Genomic DNA, 25,294 nt, shown 5'->3' with positions numbered 1-25,294 from the left:
GTGTAAAATATGTTTTTTTAAAACCCAACTGCTTTGTTATCCCCTCTTTTATCTGCTCCGCCTTCAAGTTTTCCATTTGGTAAAACCAAAACAGCATCGACTTCTCCAATTATTTCTTTATTTTTTTCATTGATAATATACCCTTTTTTCTTCAAATTGTTCAATAATTCCTTATCGAAAGAATTGGGTTCAAATGTAATGTCATCGGGTAACCACTGGTGATGAAAACGAGGAGCATTTACCGCTTCCTGCATACTCATGCTAAATTCGTAAACATTCAATATGGTTTGTAAAACTGAGGTAATAATGGTTGAACCTCCTGGAGTTCCTACCACCATAAATAGTTTTCCCTCTTTCTCCACAATTGTTGGTGACATAGAGCTCAACATTCTTTTTTCGGGAGCGATGCTGTTGGCTTCAGTTCCCGTAAGTCCATATAAATTAGGAACTCCCGGCTTAGCGCTAAAATCATCCATTTGATTGTTTAAGAAGAAACCCAGTTCATCACAGTATATTTTGGAACCATAATTATCGTTTAAGGTTGTTGTCACAGAAACGGCATTTCCTTTAGCATCGACAATCGAATAGTGAGTCGTTTGTTTGCTCTCATATCCTTTGATTTCTCCATTAGCAATATCAGAAGATTTTGATGCTTTGTCAAATGAAAAATCCTTCATTCTCTTTTCTAAATAGGCTGGATCTACTAATTCTTTCATTGGAAGTTTTACAAAATCAGGATCTCCCAAGAAATAATTTCTATCCGCATACGCTCTGCGTTCCGCTTCCGAAATTACCTGAATTGTTTTTTGGCTGTTATGACCCATTTGAGCAAGATTATAAGGCTCAATCATTTTCATGATTTGATTCAAGCAAATGCCGCCACTACTTGGAGGAGACATCGAAGTGATTTTTAAACCTTTATATTGAAAGGTAATTGGAGCTCTCCATTTTGCTTGGTATTTTTTTAAATCTTCCAATGTTACATTTCCGCCTTTTTTGTTAAGGAAAGCAACTAATTTTTGAGCAGTTTCTCCATTATAAAATTCGTCCCGACCGTTTTTAGCGATTCTTTTTAATGTTTCTGCCAATGCAGTGTATTTTATGGTATCGCCAACTTTATATCCTTTCGAAAATAAACTATTACGGCCATTAGCTTTGATAAAAGAAGCTTTATAGTCGGCCAAACTTTGTGCTTGATATTCGGTCACAATAACCCCTTTTTCTGCTAATTCGATTACCGGTTTTAAAATTTCGCTAATAGGTAAAGAACCATATTTTCTGTGTACTTCAAATATTCCGGCTATCGTACCAGGAATTCCTGAAGCCAGTGCTGTTTCTGTACTTTTCCCTTGAATTACATTTCCATTTTTGTCCAGAAACATATCTTTACTGGCTGCTAATGGCGCTTTTTCTCTGTAATCTAATGCTCCAGTTTCTCCATTTTCTTTTCTAAAAACCATAAAACCACCACCGCCAATATTTCCTGCCTGAGGATGGGAAACTGCCAAAGCCAGTTCTGTTGCAACCATAGCATCAAAAGCGTTCCCGCCTTTTTTCATGATTTCAACTCCAATTTGTGAAGCTTCTTCCCGTGCCGAAACCACCATAGCTTTTGAGGTCACTAAACCAGTGGGCACAACCATTTTTTCATTCGATTTGCAACTTAAAACAGCAAAGGCAAGCAGAAAGATTATTTTTTTCATAAAGTCATTATTTTATCATTCGAAAATAGTATTAATTCTTTAAAGAATTCAGTAAACTCTTTTTCAAAATCTGCATAATACTCTTTTAGCTCAGCTGATGCAAAGCGCATTTTTGATTCATTTTTGGTTCGGCTATCCATTTGAGTCAATATTTTGTCAATTCCGTCGATGGTTTGATAACTTTCGAGCCAATTGTGTTTAATCATATAAGGCATCATTCCAAGGGTTCGTTCGGTTAAAATGGCTGTATTATCCAGTAAAGATTGATAGAAATTAGCGACATAGGTGTCCAGATTTTCATCCGAATAATTAACCCAATTTTTTGCCAAAAAATGGTCATAAAAAACATCTACAATCACACCGGCATAATGATGATAGTTTTCGTGTAAACGTTTGGTACTTTTTCTAAAAATAGGATGGGCATCTGTAAAAGTGTCGATGGCACGGTGAAGCACAATTCCTTTTTGGACATCCAATGGAAAACTTTCAAAATGTTTCCCCCGAATCCCATCGGCCATAAAATTGCCTATTTTGATTAAATCATTGTCGCCCGAGAGATAGATGTGTGCTAAGAAGTTCATTCGCCTAAATTATGAATTCTAAATGACTTTTTTAAACTGTCAATTATTATATTTGTGGGAAATTTAAAATAAATTACTCAAAATTTAAAAATATAAGAATGACTTTAATAAAATCAATATCAGGAATACGTGGAACAATAGGAGGGAAAGTAGGAGATAACCTTACGCCGGTTGATGCAGTAAAATTTGCCTCAGCTTATGGGACTTGGTTAAAAAACTATCAAGATCCCTCAATTCTTCGGGTTGAAAAGTTGAAGGTAGTAGTGGGTCGTGATGCCCGTATTTCAGGACCGATGATTCATAATTTGGTGATAAATACATTGATTGGTTTAGGCATTGATGTAATTGATTTAGGATTGTCAACGACACCAACGGTTGAAGTTGCCGTTCCATTGGAGAAAGCAGATGGAGGAATTATCCTTACCGCTTCTCATAATCCGAAGCAATGGAATGCTTTAAAATTATTGAATGAAAAAGGCGAGTTTCTAAATGGTGCCGAAGGGGAAAAAATCCTTGCTATCGCTGAAGCCGAAGCGTTTGATTTCTCGGATGTGGACAGTTTAGGTGAAATTACTGAGAATGACGCTTATATGGACATTCATATTGATGAAGTATTGAATTTGCCACTAGTTGATGTTGAAGCTGTAAAAGCGGCTAAGTTTAAGGTAGTCGTTGATGGAGTAAATTCTTCTGGAGGAATTATTATTCCAAAATTATTGGAGTTAATGGGAGTTGAAGTAGTAAAATTATACTGTGAACCTAACGGTCATTTTCCGCACAATCCAGAACCATTAAAAGAACACCTGACTGATATTTCGGAACTGGTAGTTAAGGAAAAAGCCGATTTAGGAGTTGTAGTTGATCCTGATGTAGATCGTTTGGCTTTCATTTGTGAAGACGGAGAAATGTTTGGAGAAGAATATACTTTAGTGGCCTGCGCCGATTATGTATTGAGCAAAACACCAGGGAATACCGTTTCTAATATGTCCTCGTCTCGCGCGCTGCGAGACGTAACTAACAAACATAAAGGATGCTACGAAGCCAGTGCCGTGGGTGAAGTGAACGTGGTAGATTTAATGAAAAAGAATAATGCAGTTATAGGTGGAGAAGGAAATGGCGGAATCATTTATCCAGAGTCGCATTATGGTCGTGATAGTTTAGTGGGAGTGGCGCTATTCTTGACGCATTTGGCAAACAAAAAAATGACAGTTTCTGCATTACGTGCTTCGTATCCTGAGTATTACATGAGCAAAAACAAAATAGAATTGACACCACAAATCGATGTCGATGCGATTCTTGTTGCCATGACAGAGAAATACAAAAACGAAGATATTACCACCATTGACGGGGTAAAAATCGACTTTGCTGAAAATTGGGTACATCTAAGAAAATCAAATACCGAACCAATTATCCGTATTTATACCGAAGCCGCTTCACAAGCGCAGGCGGATAAATTGGCTTTAAGAATTATTGATGAAATTAAGATGATTGCAGGTATTTAACTTTTATAAATCTCAAAAGTCGTTTTAGAATAAAATCTAAAACGACTTTTTATTTGGTATTGATTTTAATTATGTATTTTCTGATAATTTTTTTGTGTAAGAACCTAAAAATGAGTTTTTAAATAAAAATTTGGAGTATTATTGTAATCTCAAATGTTTGTAATTAGTAAAAAAAGTCTATAAAAAAACTGTTAACAATTTTTTCACCTTATTTGAAACTGTTATGGAAAAAAAAACGATTCTTTTATTAATAATTTTTCTAATTTCAAATGTTGTTTCTTCACAAAATACAGGATACAATCTAGATTTTGAAACAGGAACTTTTATTGGTTGGCAAGCAGGAAAAGGAAGATGTTGTCCAGTAGTAATCAAAAATTCAGGAATTGTTAAAGGTAGGCATACCATTATGTCAGGAAACGGCGTCGATCTAAAAACCTGCAAGAAATTATCTGTTGTTGCTCCTGGAGGTTCGTATTCTGCACGATTAGGCAATGACAGCTCAGGCGGTGAAGCCGAAACACTCTCGTATACTTTAACCATTACGCCAGAAAATTCTTTGTTTATTTATAAATATGCTGTGGTTTTGCAAGATCCAGGTCATGAACCTGCAGAACAACCCTATTTTCGTGTAAATGTTTATAATGAAAATAGAGAGCTCATAGATCCCACTTGCGGTGCTTATAATGTTGTTGCAACAATTGACCTTCCCGGATTTCAAACTTGCGAAGAATTTAATGTTGTGTACAAAGATTGGACGACAGTTGGGCTGGATTTAAGCCCTTATATAGGCCAGAAGATTACCGTAGAATTCGAGACCAGTGATTGCTCAATAGGAGGACATTTTGGCTATGCATATATTGACGCTTTTTATTCATCACTCACAATAGGTTCTTCCTATTGTACTGATGCGAATGCTGTTACTCTTTCAGCTCCCATCGGTTTTTCATACTTGTGGGAAACGGGTCAAACCACCCAAAATATAAAAATAAATAACCCTATTGACGGAAAAAAATACGGTTGTGAATTGACCTCTGCGACAGGATGTAAAGTAGCTATTTCAACAGTTGTAAATCTTCAAGATCCTATCGTTAATTTTGAAGTCTATAATGTTTGCGATAAAAAAGAGGTGATTTTTAAAAACACTTCATTAAATTCAGCTTCTACATTAAATACATATAAATGGGATTTTGGAGATGGTACAACTTCCACGGTTGAAAATCCTACCCATATTTTTCCTGCTCCAGGAAATTACAATGTCACATTTGAATTTGTAAATATTTTAGGTTGCAAATTTAGTAAAACGCAAAATGTAACAATAAATCTAGCACCAGAACCTACTTTGACAGACGGGGTTATTTGTTTTGATTCTTTAGGTAATTTGGCGAAAGGTTTTACTTTGAATAGTGGATTATCATCTGGAGATAATGAATATAAATGGTTTCTGAATAGTGAATTAATTAATGATGCTACTAAAAGCACCTACACGGCAGTTGAGAAGGGAAATTATTCTGTGTTGGTTACGGATATGCAAACGAGTTGCTCCAGTCAGGCTTTTGCAACGGTAGTATCATCGCAAATGGCGAGTGATGTTATTGTAAACTTAAGTAAATATTTTGCAGACACTAATTTTTTAAACGTGGATGTTGTTGGCGGATCAGGACCATTTCTTTTTAAATTAGATGATTATGGATTTCAACAATCTAATTTTTATAGTGGGTTGTCGATTGGAGATCATTTTATTACGGTAAAGGACAGTGTCAATTGTACATTAATAACTAAACAATTTACCATTTTTGGATTTCCAAAATTTTTCACCCCAAATAATGATGGTTTTAATGATTATTGGAATATTCCAAATTACAAAAAATTATTCCAAGCGCAGATTTATATTTTTGACCGATATGGTAAATTCATAAAAGAAATAGCTCCTTCGGGACTGGGCTGGGATGGAACTCATCTCGGTAATTTGATGCCAGCAGCAGATTATTGGTTTACTTTGAATTATAAAGAAGAGGATCAAAGAGGTAATTTAGAATCAAAAACATTTAGGTCTCATTTCTCTCTAAAACGATAATTTCACATTAAAGTCCTTTTGCAACTGAAGTTACTGTTTTTATTGTGCAAATCATTGAAGAAATAAAAGCGGTGGCGGGAATCTAAAACTGCAATTTTTAAAATATAAAAACCCCTTTCAATTTTAATTTTGAAAGGGTTTGTCTTTAATACTAGGCAATATTCTGGAATGTTTAGTATAATCTGTTGACTGCTACGAACTGTTATGTAAACTACATTACAGGTTTATAACTCCCTATCTACTCATAATACAACGATAAAATAACGCATTTCGGTTCTTTTGCGCCTCAAGTTGGAGTTACTTATTTAAATAAAAGGAAAAGAGTATACTAATCATTAGAAAAGAGAGTTTTACAGTAGTTAGATTTATTATGTAAATACTATTTTTGTGAATCTAATAAATAGCAATTATCGTAAATAAAGATGGTGAGGCCATTTCTTTAGCCGATAGTTAAAGTTATATAGATAGCGTAGTAATAATTGTAAGTTTTAAAACATTAAAAAATAATTCAAAAAGAATAATGAAAAAAAGAATTCTAATACTTGTAATAAGCTTTGGCTTACTACTTTCATGCTCAAAAGAGGATAGTACAACCAATACTTCCGCAACATTCAACGTAAATAATAACAAACAAACGACTGGGAGTTCATCCAATGATTTGTTGTCCGATAAAAAATTTAATAGTGCAATTATTGAAGTAGTTTATGTAGTCGGTTTTGAACCAACATCTACTACAATTAACAACTTAGTAGCTTTTCTAGAAGCTAGAATGTATAAACCGGGGGGAATTAGCGTAATTAAAAGATCTATTGCATCACCGGGAACGGCACCCTATACCATTCAAGAAATAGCAGACATTGAAAATGCAAACAGAACCAAATACAATACAGCAAATCAAATTGCTATTTGGGCATTTTTCGCCGATGGTCAATCCACCAGTGATACAAGTACAAGTGTGATTTTAGGAACTGCCTATTGGAATACTTCCTTTGTTATATTTGAAAAAACGGTGCAAGGATTAAGTGATAGCCCATTTAAACCTAACAGAACTTTATTAGAAACTACTGTTGTAACGCATGAGTTTGGTCATATTTTCGGACTTACTAATCTTGGAACTACTTTACAAAGTAATCATGAAGATGCAGCGCATGCAAAACATTGCAATGTAGAAAGTTGCTTAATGTATTGGTCTTCAGAAACGGGAGGCGGAATATCTAATATGGTATCAGGAGGTACAGCACCAAAACTGGATGCGCAATGTATTGCGGATCTTCAAGCAAATGGCGGGAAATAAATAAATTGAATATAAGAAATGTGATAACGGTTCTTTTAGGACGTTACTTTTTATGTACAAAACCCTTTCAGAGTCGAGCTTTGAAAGGGTTTTCTTTTTTAAGCCAAATTCTTTTCTATTTTTGGAGCGAATGATTGGGGCTTTTTCAGAGGTATTGTTCCCGTTTTACGTTACAATCTTTTCCTTTTTAAAGGAAAAAGGAAAAGGATTTTCACTGCAACCGGGGCTAAATTTGGAAAGAATGGTGTTTTTTTAGTCGCGCGTTAGAAATTCACACTTTTAGGTTTTAAAAGCAAGCATCCAATTAAATTTCTTATTTCAGAAATCCCAAGAAAACCTATATCTTTGAACTCAAATTTATATTACAATGACTTCCACAGAAACTCCAACGCAATTAGAACTCTATTTCCAACAGTTTCGTAAGAATATTATTGGAATAGATCAAACATTTGAAACTCCATACGGACAACAACAAATTATCTATACGGATTGGACCGCCAGTGGTCGTTTATATCGCCCTATTGAGGAAAAACTGATGAATGAATTTGGTCCTTTTGTGGCCAATACGCATACGGAGACTACAGTTTCGGGAACAGCAATGACTAAGGCATACCATCAGGCGCGTCATATCATCAAGCATCATGTCAATGCTAATTCTGATGATATTTTAATTACTGATGGAACAGGAATGACAGGAGTAGTTAATAAATTCCAACGTATTCTTGGTTTGAAAGTACCAGAAAATCTAAAAGACTTCATCACTATTCCCGCCGAAAAGAAACCAGTTGTTTTTATTTCGCATATGGAACATCATTCTAATCAAACTTCCTGGTTGGAAACTATTGCTGATGTTGAGGTAATTCCATCTACTGAAGATGGTTTGTTCAGTGTTGAAAATTTAGAAATACTGCTTGACAAATATAAAGATAGAAGTTTCAAAATTGCTTCTATTACTTCCTGCTCTAACGTTACCGGGATTAGAACGCCTTATCACGAAGCAGCAAAATTAATGCATCAACATAACGGACTTTGTTTTGTCGATTTTGCTTGTTCAGGACCTTATGTACAAATAGATATGCATCCCGAAGATCCGGAAAGTTATCTGGACGCGATTTTCTTTTCCCCGCATAAATTTCTTGGTGGTCCTGGTACCTGCGGTGTTTTGGTTTTTAATAAAAAATTATATCAAAATTTGGTTCCTGATTGTCCTGGAGGCGGTACGGTAAGCTGGACAAATCCTTGGGGTGAACACAAGTACATTGATAATATCGAAGATAGGGAAGATGGTGGAACTCCCGGTTTTCTTCAAGTGATAAAAACGGCTTTGGCTATTCAGTTGAAAGAGAAAATGGGTATTGATAATATTCTTAAACGAGAACATGAAATTGTTGATTCTATTTTTGAATCATTGGGAAATATCCCAAACATAAAAATACTTGCTGGCCAACATCATGATAGGTTAGGGGTGATTTCTTTTTTTATAGAAGACTTGCATTTCAATTTGGGCGTGAAATTACTAAATGACAAATTCGGAATTCAAACACGTGGCGGATGTAGCTGTGCTGGAACTTACGGGCATTTTCTGTTGCATGTGGATCAGGAAACTTCCCATAAATTGATTGACGAAATTACTTTGGGAGATTTAATCAGAAAACCGGGTTGGATTAGAATGTCTATTCATCCAACAACGACAAATGCTGAAATTGAATTTGTATGCAATGCCATAAAATCGCTTGCGGAAAACCATAAAACTTGGGCTTTGGATTATAAATATAATTCCGTTACCAACGAGTTTGTTCATAAACAGGCAAAATCATTAGAAGATGAATTGGTAAAAAGCTGGTTTTCGCTATAAATAATAAATAGATTTTAGTTTCAAAAGTAATTTTTATGTTGTCTTTTAGTTTTTTAAGAACTGCAAGACAACATAGAACTTCCAATTTTTTCCCTGGCCCAATCGGGTCTCTTTGCAAACCATTTTTCCGCTTCAATTTGTTCCTGATATGGATTTTTTAATAATTGATGTAATTCTTCAATTAGCGAATAATCCTCTTTATCAGCAGCTTCAATTGCTAAATGAGCCATGTAATTTCGAAGTACATATTTTGGATTTACCAGATTCATTGCGGCTTTTCGGTCGTCATCTGAAATGGATTCTTCCTGCATTCTATTCAAATATTGGGTAAGCCAATACAACCACGAATCTTTAATTTGTTCGGTAACTGCTTCGGTTTTGTAGAAAGATTCGTAAATATGTAAAAAAGCATTCTCAACGACTTCTTCTTTCTTGATGTGGCTTAATTTTCTAAAGAAAATAGTCATATCTGTTTCTGTAAGCTGCAAATTTTCGGTTAGGATATGAATCAGTTGATTGTCATTTTCTTTTTTGGTTTCCAAACCTAATTTAGAAAGCATCATAGTAAGGTAGTCATCTTCATAAATAGTTTGAAAATCATTTAATATAGATTCTAAAGGTGCCGTTTCTTCTATCAAAGGATACAGCGCGTTGGCCAACTGATACAAGTTCCAAAGTGCGATTTCCGGTTGATTGCCAAAACGATATCTTCGATTCTCGCGATCGGTTGTGTTAGGGGTCCAATTGGGATTATAGTCTTCCAGCCAGCCATAGGGGCCGTAATCTATGGTAAGTCCTAAAATAGACATATTGTCCGTATTCATCACGCCATGAACAAAACCAACACGTTGCCACTGCACAATCATTTCACGAGTTTTATCGGCAACCGCCTGGAAAAACTGAATATAACTTTCTTTAGTTTCCCCTTTAATTTCAGGAAAATGATATTTTATGGTAAAATCAGTGAGTAATTTTAATGTTTTTAGGTCATTTTGAGAAGAAAAAAGTTCGAAATTTCCAAAACGAATAAAAGACGGCGCAACTCTGCAAACCACTGCACCTTTTTCATAATCGGGGTGGCCGTCGTACATCACATCACGCAAGACTTGGTCACCAGTTAGTATTAAGGATAAAGAGCGGGTCGTGGGAACTCCGAGGTGAAACATAGCTTCGCTGCAAAGATGTTCTCGAATGGAAGAACGCAACACGGCTAAACCATCTGCTCTGCGGGAATAGGGTGTCATTCCGGCTCCTTTTAATTGCAAGGCAAAAACTTGCTTATTTTGTTCGACTTCCGCTAGAATTATTGCTCTGCCGTCACCTAATTGTCCGGCCCAATTTCCAAATTGATGTCCCGCATAACTCATTGCGTACGGACGAGAATTTGGTATGATTTCCTTTCCGGAAAAGAAAGCTGTAAATTCAGGTAATTGTGTATCTTTCTCTGTGATTCCAAGCATTTCAGAAACTTCTTCAGAAAAATGAATTAGTTTAGGATTAGAAGGAACTCTAGGCATTACATAGGAGAAACAAGAATTATGAACCTGACGCGTAACATTGGTCTCGTCAATATCAGCAGGCAATTCCGCACTAAACCTATTATTGATTTTTAATTTCATTTTTCTTTAAGTAGATTTATCAAAATTAGCATACTATTTCTAAAGCTTAAGTTAAATTAATAAAAAAAGCGGTTTTAGTAAAAAGAACGAACCTAATTTTTATTTCACGTTAGTATTATAACAGAAATTGTGCTTAAATCGGACAAGATTTAATCTCCGATTTTTTAGCGACGGTGTTTCCATCTTTTATGAGTCCAAAAATAATATTCGGGAGCTTCATTTATTTGTTTTTCCACCTCTTGAATAAAAGTATGTGTAATTCCAAAATCTGGAACCGATTTAGGATTATCGGTAATAGGAATTAATGTCGCTTGATAATATCCCCTTTTTACTTTTTTTACTTTTAAAAAAACGACATTCAAATCGTATTTTCTGGCTAACATTTCAGCTCCCGTATGCACTGGAACTTCGATTCCCATAAAGGTATCCCAATGAAATATTCTGTCGGCTTTTGGGGATTGATCACTGATTAATGCATATAGAGAAAGGATTCCATGTTTTTGATTATTGACAATCAACGGGATCGATTTGTTTGTAACGACTAATTCAGTATTGTATTTTGATCGAATATCTCTAATAAGTTTATCGAAATATTTATTGCTTATTTTTTTATAAACCCCTACGCCTTTGTACGTTATTTTTTGATTAAGTGTAATCATCCACTCCCAACTTGCATAGTGGGAAGCCAAAAGTATGATGCTCTTACCTTTTTTTTCATAGTCCTTCATAACCTCCAGATTAGTTATGACGAATCTTTTGTTCATTTCCTCAGAGGATATAGTCATGGTTTTTGACATTTCCATAAACATATCACATAAATGGTGGTATGACTTTTTCTCGATGACAAGTCGTTCCGCAGCACTTAGATAAGGTAATGCCAAAGCTAAATTTTCTCTGACCACCTTTTTTCTGTAACCAATGATATAATAGACGATAAAATACACCACATCAGATAACCAATAAAAAATGCGAAAAGGAAGAATTGAAATAATCCAAAGAAACGGATAGGCTATTATAAATATAAGAAATTGCATTCAGTAATTTTTTCTTGCAAATATAACGCAAAAATGAATATCCATTTATATTTTGAACACTTACTGCTGAGGTCTAAGAGAATCACTACATTTACAATTCACAATAAATAGACTTTATGGATGTTATTTTAATAGGAATAATTGTTGCCAATGTTTTAATAAGTTACAAAGGTTTTAATGACCTTTCTTTTTTTAGAAAGTATGAATTTCATGTTGGTAGCATTCGTGCTGGCGAACAAATTAGAATGGTTTCCTCTGGTTTTTTGCATGTGGATATGACCCATTTAATTTTTAACATGATGACTCTTTATTTTTTTGCTCCTGTAGTGATTGGATATTTAGGTGGTTTATCATTTGTTTTGGTCTATGCCGCAAGTTTGGTTTTCGGAAGTCTGTTAACCATGCTTTTGCATAAAAACGATTATAGTTATAGAGCCGTAGGAGCATCGGGTGCGGTTACTGGTGTTTTATATTCGGCAATTTTATTGCAACCGGATATGATGCTGGGTTTGTTTTTTGTAATTCCTATTCCAGCTTATCTTTTTGGAATCCTTTATTTATTGTATTCTATTTACGGCATGAGGGCCAAGAATGACAATATTGGTCACACGGCCCATTTTGGAGGTGCTATTGGAGGTTATGTGATCACACTGATAAAAGAACCGCAATTATTCGTAGATCATACCTTAATGGTAGTTTTATTAGCTATTCCTATTGTTATTCTTTTTGTAATGGAAAAAATGGGAAAATTATAATGGCATAACTTTTGAAAGAATATTACAACAAAACAATCAAATATTATTTAGATGAAAAAAGCAGCACTAATTCTATCGATTCTATTTCTGACGATGTCTTATGGTCAAGAAATTAAACAAATTCCACAAATCACTGTAAACGGAGAAGGAAAAGTTAAAGTAGTGCCAGATCAGGCTACGATTTTAGCTACCATTGAAACTAAGGGAAATAATGCCAAAGATGTTAAAAGGGATAATGACCAAAAAATGGAGGCGGTTTTAAAGTTTATAAAAAGTATGAATTTAAATCCCGCTGATTATAGAACCCAACGCGTGTCTTTGAATCCGCAATACGATTATGAAAAAAAGAAACACAGCTATAATGCAACGCAAACTGTTGAAATTTTATTAAAAGATTTATCAAAATATGATGGGTTGATGGACGGTTTAGTAGAGCAAGGAATAAACAGAATAGACAATGTGACTTTTCAATCTTCAAAATTAGCGCAGTACCAATCAGAAGCCAGAAAGTTAGCCATGAAAGAGGCCAAAATGAAAGCGGAGGACTATGTTTCTGTTTTAGGACAAAAAGTAGGTCGTGCTATGACTATATCGGATAATTCACAACCGTATTACCCACAGCCTGTTTATATGGCCATGAAATCAGCTGAAATGAGCGATATGAAAGCTCCAAGAGAAACTCTTGCACTAGGAGAAATCAACATTACTTCAAATGTTAGTGTGAGTTTTATTTTAGAATAGAAAAATAAAAAAATCAGTAGAAAAGTCCCGTCTCATTTTTTAGAATGAGAAGGGACTTTTTCTTTTTTATTAAACCAGAAGACTGGCTTAATAAAATAGTTGTTTTTATATAAAAAAAACGTTTCAATTTCTTGAAACGTTCTAGTGGGGAGAGCAGTCCCGATACTTCGGGATAACCTGCGATTTTTGCGGATTATTTTTATATAAAAAAAACGTTTCAATTTCTTGAAACGTTTTAGTGGGGAGAGCAGGATTCGAACCTGCGAAGTTTACACAGCAGATTTACAGTCTGCCCTCGTTGGCCGCTTGAGTATCTCCCCAAGACTCAACAAGCATTGCTTATTGTGCTAACCGGGTGCAAATATAAAAACTGTTTTGAAGTTTCCAAACTAAATTTAAACTTAATTTTAGTATTATTTTTAAAGCATTGGTAGTGAATAAAATAAAAAAATCTCCACTAGGGAGATTTTTTAGTTTATTCGAATAATTCAGCTTATTTAGCTAAAAGCTCCATGATTTTCGCTCTTAGTTCATCGCCTCTTAAATCTTTTGCAACCACATTTCCTGACGCATCAAGAATGAAAGTGGCAGGAATTGATTCCACTTTATATTGCTTTGCAATTGGTTCATCCCAAAATTTTAAATTTGAAATATGATTCCAAGTCAATTTATCTTTTGCAATAGCTTCTTTCCAAGCTTTAGCATCTTTATCTAATGACACACCAACAATATTCAGACCTTTGGCATGCAAATCTTTATAGATTGCCACAACATTAGGGTTTTCTTGACGACAAGGACCACACCAAGATGCCCAAAAATCAACAATGGTAACTTTTCCTAAACATTCTTTCAAGGAAATTATTTTCCCTTCAGGATTTGGTCCAGAAAAATCTGCTCTTCATTTAGCTTCAGCTGCAGGAGCAGCAGGCGCCATTGGTGGAGTCGCTCCCATTGCAGGAGATTTCAATTCAGCAAGTCTTGTTTTAATTGCTTTACCTGGTTTAGTACTTTTTAAAGACTCATCTAAACTATTGAATATTTTTTCTGATTTTTTAACATCGGCAGTAGGATCGTTTAACATTCCTTGGATGATTAAAGCAGAAATAAATGATTTTGGGTGAGTTTCAGCATAAGCTACATATTTAGCTTTTGAAGCTTCTCCAACTTCAAGTTGAATCTTAGAAAACTCTTTCATTAATCCATTGATTACAACAGTATCTTTGGATTGTTGAGCAGCGTTCATTGCTTGCATGTTTTTGCTTTGGAAATCCACTAATTTCTTTTGAACTTTAGTAATGTCCTTATTGAAAGTCACATATTCATCATTGTTATATGTTCCTGAAACTTTAGAATTTTGGACACTATCCTTATTTATTGCGATAGTAACTTCTCCATTTTCTAAAATGAATGGCAATGGAGCTTGTGCACCTTCTAATTGAATAGTATAAAAGGATGGTTCTGTAATTTTTCCTTTCATTTCAAATTTGCCATTTTCAACTTTTACAGTATCTTTTGCAATCATTCCTTGACCATTTTCATTTTGAGTTTGTAGAATGATAGTTTTACCATTTTCAATTCCTGTTGCAGTCCCTGAAATTAGGTATTCACCTTTGCCAACTTTGCTACAAGAAATTAAAACAACAGTAGCCGAAAGTAATAAAATTATTTTTTTCATTATTAATTAGTTAATTAAGTTAAGTCAGCAAAAGTATTTAAAAAAATAAATTATAAATAATTTTAGTACATAAATTTTTGTTATAGTTTTTTATTCTTAATAAGGATCTGAAACCTATAAAAAAGGAATAATTTGAGTTTTTATTACGAAGTGATTTTAAAAAAAACTACAGATTTGCAACGTATTGATTATTAAAATTTTAGAATGAAACATAAGTGTTTTTTACTTATGATTATGCAAAATATAGCTACACGAGATGTCCTAAAATAATAAAAACCTTTAGAGAAATTAAAATTAAAGAGTAATTAAAAATTTAAACAACCAACGTTGTTGGGCTTCTTATATCAAGTTAGATTGATTAATTTCACATTTTTCAATACTGTAATTAGCATGTTCTAATTCATTTACAGTAATCTTAATGTCTAAATTAATTTCCCTTAATTGTTTGTTTAAATCAGCAGATATAGGATTCGATTCAAGATTATATTCTATTTCAGATTTCTGTTTTTGCAGAATATCCAGCATTTCTTTTGCTTTTTTATATTGGGATTTAAATAATTGGCAAGGGTCATTCATAATTGTTATTTGTAGGTTTATAATTATTTGGGGAAGCTAAAATATTACAAATAAGTGTATTATGCAAGTTTGTTTTTTTTAAATGGTTGTAAAGAACAGTTTTCAAAACAGTTTTGAAATAAAAAAGCACCCTTTTTGGAGGGTGCTCAGAATATTTTTTCTTAAAAAAATTAATCTTGGTTAATTGTTTTTCTCCAAGTAAAAGAATTAAGAATATGTCTTTTTGCAAATCTTCCAGGAGAATCTGCATTAACCATTTTCACATAAGTTGCTTTTGGAACACTAATATATTCGTATACACTACCATTAGAAAAGTTTATAATTAATCTACCTTCAACAAACTTATAATCTGAAATTGTTGCGGTAGCAATTGTTTCTGTATATTCTGGTAAGTTTTGTTTTAGCGTTTCTGGATTGATGCTTACCAAGAAATGATACGCTTCAATAATTTTTTTACTATTTTCTTCCGCCGCTTTTAATCCAGCTTCGTCGCCCTGAAATTTGTCAGGATGCGCCTCTTTCATAGCGTTACGGTAAATTGTTTTCAAATCTTTAAGCTCTGCAGTTTTGTCTACATTTAGCAGTTTGCGGTATTCAACTATTTTTTTCATAAATATTGTAACTACTTGTCTTTTAATATAAAATCAATATAATTTGATTTCAAAATCGACAAATTTTTTGCAAAGGTACACTTTTTTTTAACTTTTTAGTTTATGACGAAAAAATATTCAAAAAAAAGTGGGTGTTATTTATGGTTATTGAAAGAAAAAAGAGGGCTGCAAACTTTTTATTGTTGTGGTTTATTATTTGCTTTATCAAAGTTTTTTGACTTTTTCTGATATTTATTATAGCTAATATCACTTGGATTCTCTATTATGGATTTGATTGTAATCATATCGCCAACAGCGTGTTTAGCCATAACCATTTTGTAATCTAAAAGATATTCACCACAAAAAAAATTGTTGTTTTCATCTTTTTCAATTATTCCGGTATATATTCCTTTTTGTAACATTTTTTCTTCTGAAGCTTTGGTCATAATCTATTTTTTTATTGAAATTCAAGTTGGCAAAGTTAATCAAATATTTTTTGTCTTGTTCTATTTTAGACTTTCTGATTACCTTTGTTTTATGGAAAAAATTTTTCGTCCCAATCCTAATTCATTTAAAAACACCTTTTGTGTGTTCCATGAAGTGTCGTCAAGCAGTTTAAAAGGATTGGTAGTGCAATACCAAAGTAAATCGGGGAGTAGTTATTATTATTCTAAATCTGGAATGTATCGTTTGTCAAATCATTGGGGTCGATTGGCCAATAGTAAATGGCGTTTAGAACCTTTAGAACCGGAATCCGAATCAAAAATTAAATTGGGTTTTGCATCTTGGTCGAATTTCTATTCTGATAATGACGTGGATGAATTATATTATTTGGAAGCGGATTATATCAAAAAAACGGTCAACTATCAACATAAAAACAATCCTAATTATGATAAGAAGGCCATTCTTAGAACAAGTTTTGAAACGGCCAAAAAAATTAAACAAATCAGGAATCTTTTTACTTTGACTTCTTGGGCTAAATATTTTGAATACGATGATTTGGATGTTTTACGAAAACAAATTATTGACGAATTAATCTTTACCAATAGAACTTTGGAGGAAATAAAAAGAGAAATGGTTTAACTCCTCTCATTAATCATTTGAGGCAATTAATACTAAATCATTTATGTTTATAGGTTTTGATAAATATCCCAATATATCGGGGTACGTTTTTGATTTGTTTTTATCTTCTATTGCAATTGAGGAGCTTACAATATAAACAATAATTTGTTTAGTAATTGATGATTTTAAAGTCTCTAATTCTTCCATAAATTCCCACCCATCCATAATAGGCATGTTAATATCGAGCAATATTATATCAGGAAGTGATTCACAGTTATTTAATGAATTTGTTACAACATCTATTGCTTCTTTGCCATTTTTGAAAGATGAAATAGCGGAGAACATCTCAGATTTTTGTATAATTTTATTGACGATGATTTGGTAAATAGCATCATCATCTATAACCCAGATAGTTTTTTTTCTCATTGTATGTAGATTTTGAATGTAGTCCCGATATTTGGCTCACTTTCTACGGTTATATTTCCTCCCATTGCGTCAATTTGGTTTTTGGTAATAAAGAGCCCAATTCCTTTTGAATCTGCGTTATTGCTAAAAGTTTTATACATCCCGAAAATTTTATCAGCATTCTTTACAAGGTCAATTCCCACACCATTATCTGAAATTTGAAGTACATTCATATCATTTTCCTTAATCCATTTTATTAAAATAACGGGTTTGCGCTCCGGATGTCTATACCGAATGGAATTAGAAATGATATTGTACAAAATACTTTCGAGATAGGCTGGATTGTAATTTACCATTACATCATTTGGCACAACCGTGTTAATCGAAACATTGTTTAGGGCTATTTGTTCGGTAAGGACATTTTGCGCTGTATCAATATATTGTTTTAGATTTAGTGATTCAGATACTAAACCAATATTTGTTCTGATATTTATCACTTCGTTTAAATGAAGCATAGTTTCATTCAATGAATTAGAGATAGATTTCAATAATTGTATCATCTCGTTTCTTTCTTCCTCTGATTCTGACATTTCGATTAATGCCATAATTGACGAAATATTACTGGTATGCGATCGTAGATTATGGGACACAATATAAGAGAAATTTAGTAGTCTTTTATTTTGCTCCGTGACCATATTGAAGGAATTATTCAAATCTTCATCTGCTTTTTTAGTCTTAGTAATATCAATCATAATACCACGTAAACCTATGGCAATACCATTTTCAAAAACAACAGTCACAATATCTCTCAGCCACACAACTGCTCCGTTTTTGGCAATCATTCGATACTCAAAATCATGATTTAAATTTTCATTGGTTTTTAAAACACAGTAATTAATGGTCCATTCTCTATCTTCCGAATAGATGTGGTCTGCCCAAAAAGTTTTACTCGCTAACCATTCCTCGGAGGTGTAGCCCAATATTTCTTCTACTTTTTTACTGATGAATGTAAATGAAAAGGTTGCAATTTTGCATTCCCAAACAATCCCATCAATAGTATTGATTAGCGATTCAGTCCTTTGTTGTGAATCGAGAATAATTTTTTCTGAAGTTTTTCGTTCTGTAATATCTTCGGTAGAAACAATTATTCGTCCTAATGTTTTTTCATATCCTCGAATTATATTCCATCTTAAATTTACGTCGATATTTTCACCTATTGAATTTTGTATCACAGAATCAATAAAAACCTGTTTTTGACCTTGCGTAATCGCTATTAATATTTTTACAAAAGCTTTTGAATAGTCGGTATTTATTAATGTAGGAAATCTTGTTGCTATTTCCTCTTTGGTTTCAACCTGATAAAGCGTAAGACATGCATCATTGACATCAATGATTTGAACTAAAGAAATACATTTTACTGTTACTTCAGGGTTCTTGTGGAAATACGTAGAAATTGTTTCTGGGTCATTATTGATGAAATTTAGTTCCTGTAAATACTTTTTTACCTCAGAGAAATCTTTTTCCCATAAAGGGATTGGTGAATCTTCAAATAGACTTTTGAATCGGGCTTCACTTTTTTTGATTGATTTCTCAGCTTCTTTTTTTAATGAAATATCTTCAACAATAGCGATATGGGTTGTCACTTTTTTGTCTTTTTTAAAGAGTGGTGATACTGTAAGATTTATCCAAACAACGGCACCCGCTTTTGTGCAATACCGTTTTTCCATAGAATACGCTGCGATTTTTCCATCCCGGAGTTTTTCAAAATTCATTAAATCTTCTTCTAAATCTTCAGGGTGGGTTACGGATTGAAAATTCCGCTCTTTCATTTCTTGCTCTGAGTATCCTAATAATTTACAATATTGATTATTTATCTCAATAAAATTGCCTGTAAATGAATCTATATGAGCTATTCCTACTGCTGCCTGATCAAAAATTGCCTCAAATTTTATTTCAGAATTAAGAAGTTTTGTTGCTTGAATAGTTACCAAAGACTGCAGTTCTTCGCGGATTTTTAATAAAGTGTAAATCAAAAATCCAAAAAGTGCGGCTACAATCAGACCTATAATTCCAGGAATTAAAATTTGAGAATACAAATAATTCTGATGTTTAGATATTAGGTATAATTTCCAGTTGCCATCAGGAATCGATACCGAAATATTATATTTTTTAGAAAAATCGCTTTTATTTGGTAAGTAATAAATTTCCTTTTGTGTCACCGGATTTTTCTTTGATAACTGAAAATAATATTTTGAATTATTAATATTATTACTACCTGAAAATTCCAATAAGTCTTTAAATTTCATAATTACGGCAGAAAATCCCCAAAATTTATTATTCTGAAATACGGGAAACCGACCAACAATTCCAACCCCACCTTGTTTTAATTTTAGGGGGCCTGCAAAATACATTTTTTGCGTTTTAATTGATTTTAAAGCTTCGTCCCTAAGATAAGGTGTAGTTAAAATATTTAAATTTAATGCGGATTCATTTTCCTTTTTGGGATAGGTGTACTTGATCACTCCATTAGGAACTAATTGAACTGCGCTGATGCTATGGTTTGATTCCAATAGTTTTTTACCAATGTTGTCAAAGTTTTCAGGGATACCCTTATTATTAATGGTTAGCGCCAAAGTCAAGGTAGTGGTATAACAGTTTTTGAGGGATTGTTCGATATTTTGATAAACAATTTGTAAGGTGTTATCCATCTCCCTACGCTCATCTTCTTTTATAATTCGGTATTGTTGATAAACGATATAACCAACAATACAGCTCATAAAAATAAATATTATTAGACCTGTAGTTTTGGGCTTATTTAAAAACCAAGTGATAAATTTTGACCGTTTAATTGCTGACTTCATTTATAAAATTTGAAACTCCCTTAGAAGCTGTTTTCTTTAAAACTTATAAATATATATATAAAAGTTAAAAAAGCAAAAGATTAATGTTGAGAAACTATATTATTTACGTGAAGATGTTACATAAATACTTTTTAAGATAAAATTTAAAAGTTAAATTTTCAATGAAGCGATTTGATTTATTTTTAAATTATAAATAACGCAGATACAATTATTAAAATAAAAGACAAGGAATATTCAATATCGATAACCAAACTAATAGTATAGAAAAATAAAATAATCTGAAATTCAATAATAAACCCGAACTTTGCAATCCTGTTTGGATTCAAAATAGAAGGCGATACGATTAAAATAAAAACGAATCTTATGAATTAATTATTTCATAAGAATAAAATAGAATGAATATGAGCAGAAATAACGAAGGAAATATTAAGAAACACAACGATAAACTGCATAAAGCGCAAGACAAAGCAAAGCAAGCTGAGAGAGATCGCAAAGAAAAATTAAAGCACATAGTAAAAAAATTCAACGATAGTAATTCTGCTGACAATAGTTAAATAACTGAAATATGGAAAAAGATAAATTCGATGCAATTAAAAATAACGTTCAGGAAATCATTGATTTAATCGCTAACAAAAACCGAATAGAAGCTAACAATAAATTAGTTGAAGTGAGTGATGAATTAGACGAATTACTAGATTTTTCTGACGATGATGAAGATCTTAAAGAAATCAGTCATTATCAAGTATTGTTGAATAAATTGCACAAAAGGATCGTTGCACTAGATGGACAACTTTAATCTAAATAGTAGAATATAAAATGACATTAACAAGATGCTTTTGTGGTTCTTTAAATACGTTTAAAGAATGTTGTGAACCGTATATTTACGGAACTCATAACGTTCCAACTGCTTTAGCCTTAATGCAATCCCGTTACTCAGCTTACGCCACACTTCAAGCGGCATATTTAATGGAAACTACCCATATTTCTGAAAGGAAACACTATTCCAAATCTGATATTCTTCAATGGGCCGCAAGTAATAAATGGCAAAAACTGGAAATTATTACTGCCACAGAAAATACAGTAGAGTTCAAAGCATACTTTTTGGACAGCAAACTACAAAACCAAATTCATCACGAACTTTCCACTTTCAAACTCGAAAATGGGAGTTGGTTTTATGTGGATGGAAAATTCTTTTGATTTTTAATTCAGTGAAAGAAATAATAGTTCGTTTTACTTTGTTCCGCTAGCGCAAATGTTACGCTTGCGCGTATAATCTATTTCATATAAATTATCTAAACAGCGTTTTGGTATAACTATTATGTCATGTGCCAAATTTTTAAAAAAAAAAAATTAGCACTTTACCTCTTTATTTCAGTGTATTTGCGGGCACAAGCGAAGATATTATATTTCGTTTTGTATTATACTTATCAATTTTTCAAGATTTTTTTTTGGTATTTTTACTGCCGATTCAATTTCTGATTTTCCATTTGAGATTACAAGAATACCATTATTCTCTTCTTCATATCCAACAGGTTTTATTGAATAAGTAACTCCATTTTTCTCAATAGTTTTTTTCCCATCTTTAAACCAACGGTAATCCGCAATGTAAATTATTTTATTCTCATTAATTTGAATTGTCTCTTCTCCATAACTATTCCATAAACTAATACGCAATAAATAAAATCCTAACAAATAAAATATTCCGAATGCTAAAATTCCACCAAACTTTATTCCGTTTCCTTCAACTATGTTAAATATTATTCCAAATAATGGGAATGCAAAACATAGAAATGTAATTATAAATAGAACTAAACGAACTAAGAATGGTGTTTTTGAAACTTTAAATTTCAATTGATTATTCTCGAATGAATATTGATTCATAATTTGTTTTTTGATGAATTTTCTGAAAATAGCATTTAAATTGTGTGTAGACGTATCAAACTTCTTATATTCATCCTAACATGAGTAGATTGGCGAAAGTCTGTTTTACTTTCAAATATATTAAAATTTTCTTACAAATCATTAATCGGTTTTTTATGCGTAGTTTGTTTTTTGGATTATGATGCGTAGTTATTTCTACGTTTTTGCGTGAGTGATGGCAGTGGAAATCCTTTTTTTGGCGTTTTTCAGCCAAAAAAGATTGAGAACGTACAGCACGACCGCGCTGCAACGCAAGTGGAAGCGGGGGCACGCCCAAATTATTTTGAAAATATATATCCTGAGTTTACTGTTTTAACTAAAAATTAATAGATGTTTGATTGAAGTACATTTTAAAATGATGTAATTTTAACAACTATGAAAAATGACAATAAAAAAGGTTTTTATTTCAAGCAATATGCAGCGCCAGATCAGTCTCCATTTGAAAAACTCTTTGGAATTTTCAAGGAATTAATCACACATACTTCGGGGGATTTTGATGAAGCAATCGATTGGTTGCGGGAATTAGACAAAGAATATAAATTGACCGATGAACATTATACAATTGATGATTTTATCGAAGATTTAAAGAAAAAGGGATACATCCGTGATGAACTTAAGGAAGACGGAAGTTCAGGAATTGGAATTACTTCAAAAACCGAGCGGGCCATTCGGCAGCAGGCATTAGATAATATTTTTGGAAATTTAAAGCGCAGCGGAAGCGGGAATCACAAGACCAAACACGCTGGAAATGGTGATGAACATACCGGTGAATTTCGAGAATTTCATTTTGGAGATGGACTGGAACGGATTTCATTGACTGAAAGTTTACGAAATGCCCAAATCAACAATGGAGTTGACAGTTTTATGTTGACCGAAAATGATTTGGTTGTCGAAGAAACCCAATTCAAATCGCAAATGAGTACCGTTTTGATGATTGATATTAGCCACAGTATGATTTTGTATGGTGAAGATCGAATTACCCCAGCCAAAAAAGTAGCAATGGCTCTAGCAGAGCTAATTACGACACGTTATCCAAAAGATACTTTAGATATATTAGTTTTTGGAAATGATGCTTGGACAATTGCAATCAAAGATTTACCTTATCTAAAAGTAGGACCTTTTCATACCAATACGGTTGCCGGTTTGCAGTTAGCTATGGATTTACTTCGCCGAAAACGCAACACCAACAAACAAATTTTCATGATTACGGATGGGAAACCAAGTTGTGTTCGTGAAAAAGATGGTACTTATTATATGAACAGCAACGGTCTGGACGAATACATTGTAGATAAATGCTACAGTCAGGCGCAGCAAGCCCGTAAATTGCACATTCCAATAACTACTTTTATGATTGCCAATGATCCTTATTTGCAACAGTTTGTGAATAAGTTTACGGAGGCCAATCAAGGGAAAGCATTTTATACCGGATTGAAAGGTTTAGGTGAAATGATTTTTGAAGATTATGAAACGAATAGGAAGAAGAGAATTAAATAAAGGTCAATTACAATGACAATAGCAATAAAAAAAATGAAAATAGAAAATATAAAAACATTAGGAGAATTAAAAAAATCAGGATACGAAACTAAAAGTATTAAAGATGAATTGCGCTCGAATCTAAGAGAAAAAATCAAATCAGGAAAGCCAACGTTTGAAGGCGTTCACGGATTTGAGAATACTGTTATTCCCGAATTGGAGCGAGCGATTTTATCTCGTCATAACATTAATTTATTGGGTCTTCGTGGTCAAGCCAAAACGAGATTGGCTCGCAAAATGATCGAATTGTTGGACGAATATATTCCGTTTGTGACTGGTTCAGAAATTAATGACGATCCATTAAAACCGATTTCGCGTTTTGCCAAAGACATAATTGCCGAAAAAGGAGATGAAACTCCCATTTCATGGTTGCACAGAAGCGATCGTTTTTTTGAAAAATTAGCCACGCCAGATGTTACCGTTGCGGATTTAATAGGTGATGTTGACCCTATTAAAGCAGCAAATTTGAAACTTTCTTATGCTGATGATCGGGTGATCCATTTTGGGATGATTCCACGAGCGAATCGTTGTATTTTTGTCATCAACGAATTGCCTGATTTACAAGCGAGAATTCAAGTGGCTTTATTCAATATTTTGCAGGAAGGAGATATACAAATTCGTGGTTTCAAGTTGAGAATGCCACTGGATATGCAATTTGTTTTCACTGCCAATCCAGAGGATTATACCAATCGCGGTAGTATTGTAACGCCATTGAAAGACAGAATTGGTTCCCAGATCTTAACGCATTATCCCGATACGATAAAAATTGCCAGAACAATTACAGAACAGGAAGCCAAATTAGACAGCGCACAAAGCGATATGGTTTATGTTCCTTCCTTGGCAAGAGATTTATTGGAACAAATAAGTTTTGAAGCTCGTGAGAGTGAGTATATTGACAATAAAAGTGGTGTAAGTGCCAGATTGAGTATTACGGCTTTAGAGAATTTATTAAGTACTGCGGAACGTCGTGCTTTACGATCTGGCCAAGATAAAACTACATTGCGTCTGTCTGATTTCATGGGAATTATTCCTGCGATTACTGGAAAAGTCGAATTAGTTTACGAAGGAGAGCAGGAGGGAGCCGCTGTTGTAGCTCAACATTTATTAGGTGATGCGATTCACACTTTCTTTCCGGCTTATTTTCCAAAGATTGAAAAACTGGAAAAACAAGGCGATAAAACAGCTTATTCAGATATTATTGATTGGTTTTTTGCCGAAAGTGGTTTCGAGTTATTAGATGATTGTTCCGATGAAGATTATGAAAGAATCTTGGGAAGTATTGTGCCTCTCGAAATATTAATCAAGAAATACCAACCACAACTCGAAAAAGAAGATAAATTCTTCATGAAAGAATTTATATTATGGGGATTGGTAGAATATAAAAAACTGAGTAAAGACCGTTTTTCCGAAGGGTATCAGTTCAAAGATATTTATGGAAGTTATATCAGTAAATTATAAAATAATAAAAAGGGTTTGGATTCATTTCTAAACCCTTTTTCATTTTTAGCAATTGT

23 protein-coding genes, 1 tRNA gene and 1 pseudogene are annotated in these 25,294 nt (G+C 33.2%); 12 read left to right on the top strand and 13 right to left on the bottom strand.

The genetic code is table 11. The features are described from left to right. Positions 1-17 precede the first annotated feature (17 nt). Together ggt and H4V97_RS02865 are read right to left on the bottom strand one after the other, a co-directional pair. The gene (ggt, locus tag H4V97_RS02870; protein WP_209548847.1) at positions 18-1,703 is read right to left on the bottom strand and encodes a gamma-glutamyltransferase; all 1,686 of its coding nucleotides are present in this window, start codon (positions 1,701-1,703) and stop codon (positions 18-20) included. Then, positions 1,700-2,284, bottom strand: a complete 585-nt coding sequence (locus H4V97_RS02865) for an ACP phosphodiesterase (protein ID WP_209548846.1) — start codon at positions 2,282-2,284, stop codon at positions 1,700-1,702. The genes ggt and H4V97_RS02865 overlap by 4 nt, the downstream gene beginning before the upstream one ends. Before the next feature lie 98 nt (positions 2,285-2,382). On the opposite strand from H4V97_RS02865, the gene glmM reads away from it, so the two are divergent. From glmM to H4V97_RS02845, 4 genes are all read left to right on the top strand, one after another. Beyond that, positions 2,383-3,786, top strand: a complete 1,404-nt coding sequence (gene glmM / locus H4V97_RS02860; RefSeq protein WP_209548845.1) for a phosphoglucosamine mutase — start codon at positions 2,383-2,385, stop codon at positions 3,784-3,786. A 223-nt stretch (positions 3,787-4,009) separates the two neighbouring features. Further along, entirely contained in the window at positions 4,010-5,860 is a 1,851-nt protein-coding gene (locus H4V97_RS02855) for a T9SS type B sorting domain-containing protein (RefSeq protein ID WP_209548844.1), read from the top strand. 520 nt (positions 5,861-6,380) lie between these two features. After that, positions 6,381-7,154 carry a membrane metalloprotease gene (locus H4V97_RS02850; protein ID WP_209548843.1) on the top strand — a complete coding sequence of 258 codons (774 nt, stop codon included), beginning with the start codon at positions 6,381-6,383 and terminating at the stop codon, positions 7,152-7,154. Between the two features lie 367 nt (positions 7,155-7,521). Then, positions 7,522-9,009 (top strand): aminotransferase class V-fold PLP-dependent enzyme, encoded by a 1,488-nt coding sequence (locus H4V97_RS02845; RefSeq protein ID WP_196851054.1) that lies wholly within the window; start codon positions 7,522-7,524, stop codon positions 9,007-9,009. Positions 9,010-9,062: 53 nt separating this feature from the next. On the opposite strand, the gene H4V97_RS02840 is transcribed toward H4V97_RS02845, so the two are convergent. Both H4V97_RS02840 and H4V97_RS02835 read right to left on the bottom strand, forming a co-directional pair. Next, on the bottom strand, positions 9,063-10,628 hold the full coding sequence (locus H4V97_RS02840; RefSeq protein WP_209548842.1) for a protein adenylyltransferase SelO: 1,566 nt from the start codon (positions 10,626-10,628) through the stop codon (positions 9,063-9,065). A gap of 164 nt (positions 10,629-10,792) precedes the next feature. Beyond that, a complete protein-coding gene (locus H4V97_RS02835) occupies positions 10,793-11,662 on the bottom strand; it encodes a lysophospholipid acyltransferase family protein (protein WP_196851056.1) in 870 nt (289 codons plus the stop codon). A gap of 116 nt (positions 11,663-11,778) precedes the next feature. Between H4V97_RS02835 and H4V97_RS02830 the strand changes: the two genes are divergently transcribed. Together H4V97_RS02830 and H4V97_RS02825 are read left to right on the top strand one after the other, a co-directional pair. Then, on the top strand, positions 11,779-12,417 hold the full coding sequence (locus H4V97_RS02830; RefSeq protein ID WP_196851057.1) for a rhomboid family intramembrane serine protease: 639 nt from the start codon (positions 11,779-11,781) through the stop codon (positions 12,415-12,417). 51 nt (positions 12,418-12,468) lie between these two features. After that, a complete protein-coding gene (locus H4V97_RS02825; protein ID WP_196851058.1) occupies positions 12,469-13,158 on the top strand; it encodes an SIMPL domain-containing protein in 690 nt (229 codons plus the stop codon). 239 nt (positions 13,159-13,397) lie between these two features. Here H4V97_RS02825 and H4V97_RS02820 read toward each other — a convergent pair. From H4V97_RS02820 to H4V97_RS02795, 6 genes and pseudogenes are all read right to left on the bottom strand, one after another. Continuing rightward, positions 13,398-13,478 (bottom strand) — tRNA-Tyr (locus tag H4V97_RS02820). 173 nt (positions 13,479-13,651) lie between these two features. Next, positions 13,652-14,038 (bottom strand): annotated as a pseudogene (locus H4V97_RS02815) (peroxiredoxin family protein); the annotation flags it as partial. An 18-nt stretch (positions 14,039-14,056) separates the two neighbouring features. Then, positions 14,057-14,833 carry a DUF4369 domain-containing protein gene (locus H4V97_RS02810; protein WP_196851059.1) on the bottom strand — a complete coding sequence of 259 codons (777 nt, stop codon included), beginning with the start codon at positions 14,831-14,833 and terminating at the stop codon, positions 14,057-14,059. Between the two features lie 339 nt (positions 14,834-15,172). Then, positions 15,173-15,409 (bottom strand): hypothetical protein, encoded by a 237-nt coding sequence (locus H4V97_RS02805; RefSeq protein ID WP_196851060.1) that lies wholly within the window; start codon positions 15,407-15,409, stop codon positions 15,173-15,175. A gap of 170 nt (positions 15,410-15,579) precedes the next feature. After that, positions 15,580-16,020 carry a KTSC domain-containing protein gene (locus H4V97_RS02800; protein ID WP_196851061.1) on the bottom strand — a complete coding sequence of 147 codons (441 nt, stop codon included), beginning with the start codon at positions 16,018-16,020 and terminating at the stop codon, positions 15,580-15,582. Between the two features lie 176 nt (positions 16,021-16,196). Then, positions 16,197-16,445 carry a hypothetical protein gene (locus H4V97_RS02795; protein WP_196851062.1) on the bottom strand — a complete coding sequence of 83 codons (249 nt, stop codon included), beginning with the start codon at positions 16,443-16,445 and terminating at the stop codon, positions 16,197-16,199. Positions 16,446-16,536: 91 nt separating this feature from the next. On the opposite strand from H4V97_RS02795, the gene H4V97_RS02790 reads away from it, so the two are divergent. Continuing rightward, positions 16,537-17,082: a hypothetical protein gene (locus H4V97_RS02790; RefSeq protein WP_209548841.1), complete on the top strand. Its 546-nt coding sequence runs from the start codon at positions 16,537-16,539 to the stop codon at positions 17,080-17,082. A gap of 9 nt (positions 17,083-17,091) precedes the next feature. On the opposite strand, the gene H4V97_RS02785 is transcribed toward H4V97_RS02790, so the two are convergent. Next, positions 17,092-17,487: a response regulator gene (locus H4V97_RS02785; protein ID WP_209548840.1), complete on the bottom strand. Its 396-nt coding sequence runs from the start codon at positions 17,485-17,487 to the stop codon at positions 17,092-17,094. After that, positions 17,484-20,327 (bottom strand): PAS domain S-box protein, encoded by a 2,844-nt coding sequence (locus H4V97_RS02780; protein WP_209548839.1) that lies wholly within the window; start codon positions 20,325-20,327, stop codon positions 17,484-17,486. Before H4V97_RS02780 ends, H4V97_RS02785 begins: the two co-directional genes overlap by 4 nt. Positions 20,328-20,728: 401 nt before the next feature. Between H4V97_RS02780 and H4V97_RS02775 the strand changes: the two genes are divergently transcribed. The 3 genes from H4V97_RS02775 to H4V97_RS02765 are packed head-to-tail and all read left to right on the top strand — an operon-like array spanning position 20,729 to position 21,524. Next, positions 20,729-20,881: a hypothetical protein gene (locus H4V97_RS02775; RefSeq protein ID WP_196851066.1), complete on the top strand. Its 153-nt coding sequence runs from the start codon at positions 20,729-20,731 to the stop codon at positions 20,879-20,881. 11 nt (positions 20,882-20,892) lie between these two features. Further along, on the top strand, positions 20,893-21,123 hold the full coding sequence (locus H4V97_RS02770; RefSeq protein WP_196851067.1) for a hypothetical protein: 231 nt from the start codon (positions 20,893-20,895) through the stop codon (positions 21,121-21,123). Positions 21,124-21,143: 20 nt separating this feature from the next. After that, positions 21,144-21,524, top strand: a complete 381-nt coding sequence (locus H4V97_RS02765) for a YchJ family protein (RefSeq protein WP_209548838.1) — start codon at positions 21,144-21,146, stop codon at positions 21,522-21,524. 204 nt (positions 21,525-21,728) lie between these two features. On the opposite strand, the gene H4V97_RS02760 is transcribed toward H4V97_RS02765, so the two are convergent. Continuing rightward, on the bottom strand, positions 21,729-22,208 hold the full coding sequence (locus H4V97_RS02760; protein WP_209548837.1) for a hypothetical protein: 480 nt from the start codon (positions 22,206-22,208) through the stop codon (positions 21,729-21,731). Positions 22,209-22,622: 414 nt separating this feature from the next. Between H4V97_RS02760 and H4V97_RS02755 the strand changes: the two genes are divergently transcribed. After that, positions 22,623-23,741: a vWA domain-containing protein gene (locus H4V97_RS02755; RefSeq protein WP_209548836.1), complete on the top strand. Its 1,119-nt coding sequence runs from the start codon at positions 22,623-22,625 to the stop codon at positions 23,739-23,741. Between the two features lie 33 nt (positions 23,742-23,774). Further along, positions 23,775-25,238: an AAA family ATPase gene (locus H4V97_RS02750; RefSeq protein WP_209548835.1), complete on the top strand. Its 1,464-nt coding sequence runs from the start codon at positions 23,775-23,777 to the stop codon at positions 25,236-25,238. The last annotated feature ends 56 nt before the right edge of the window (positions 25,239-25,294 follow it).

It is taken from the genome of Flavobacterium sp. CG_23.5 (genome assembly GCF_017875765.1).
In the GTDB taxonomy this organism is placed as follows: Bacteria; Bacteroidota; Bacteroidia; order Flavobacteriales; family Flavobacteriaceae; genus Flavobacterium.
This window is presented reverse-complemented; position numbering and strand designations above follow the sequence as displayed.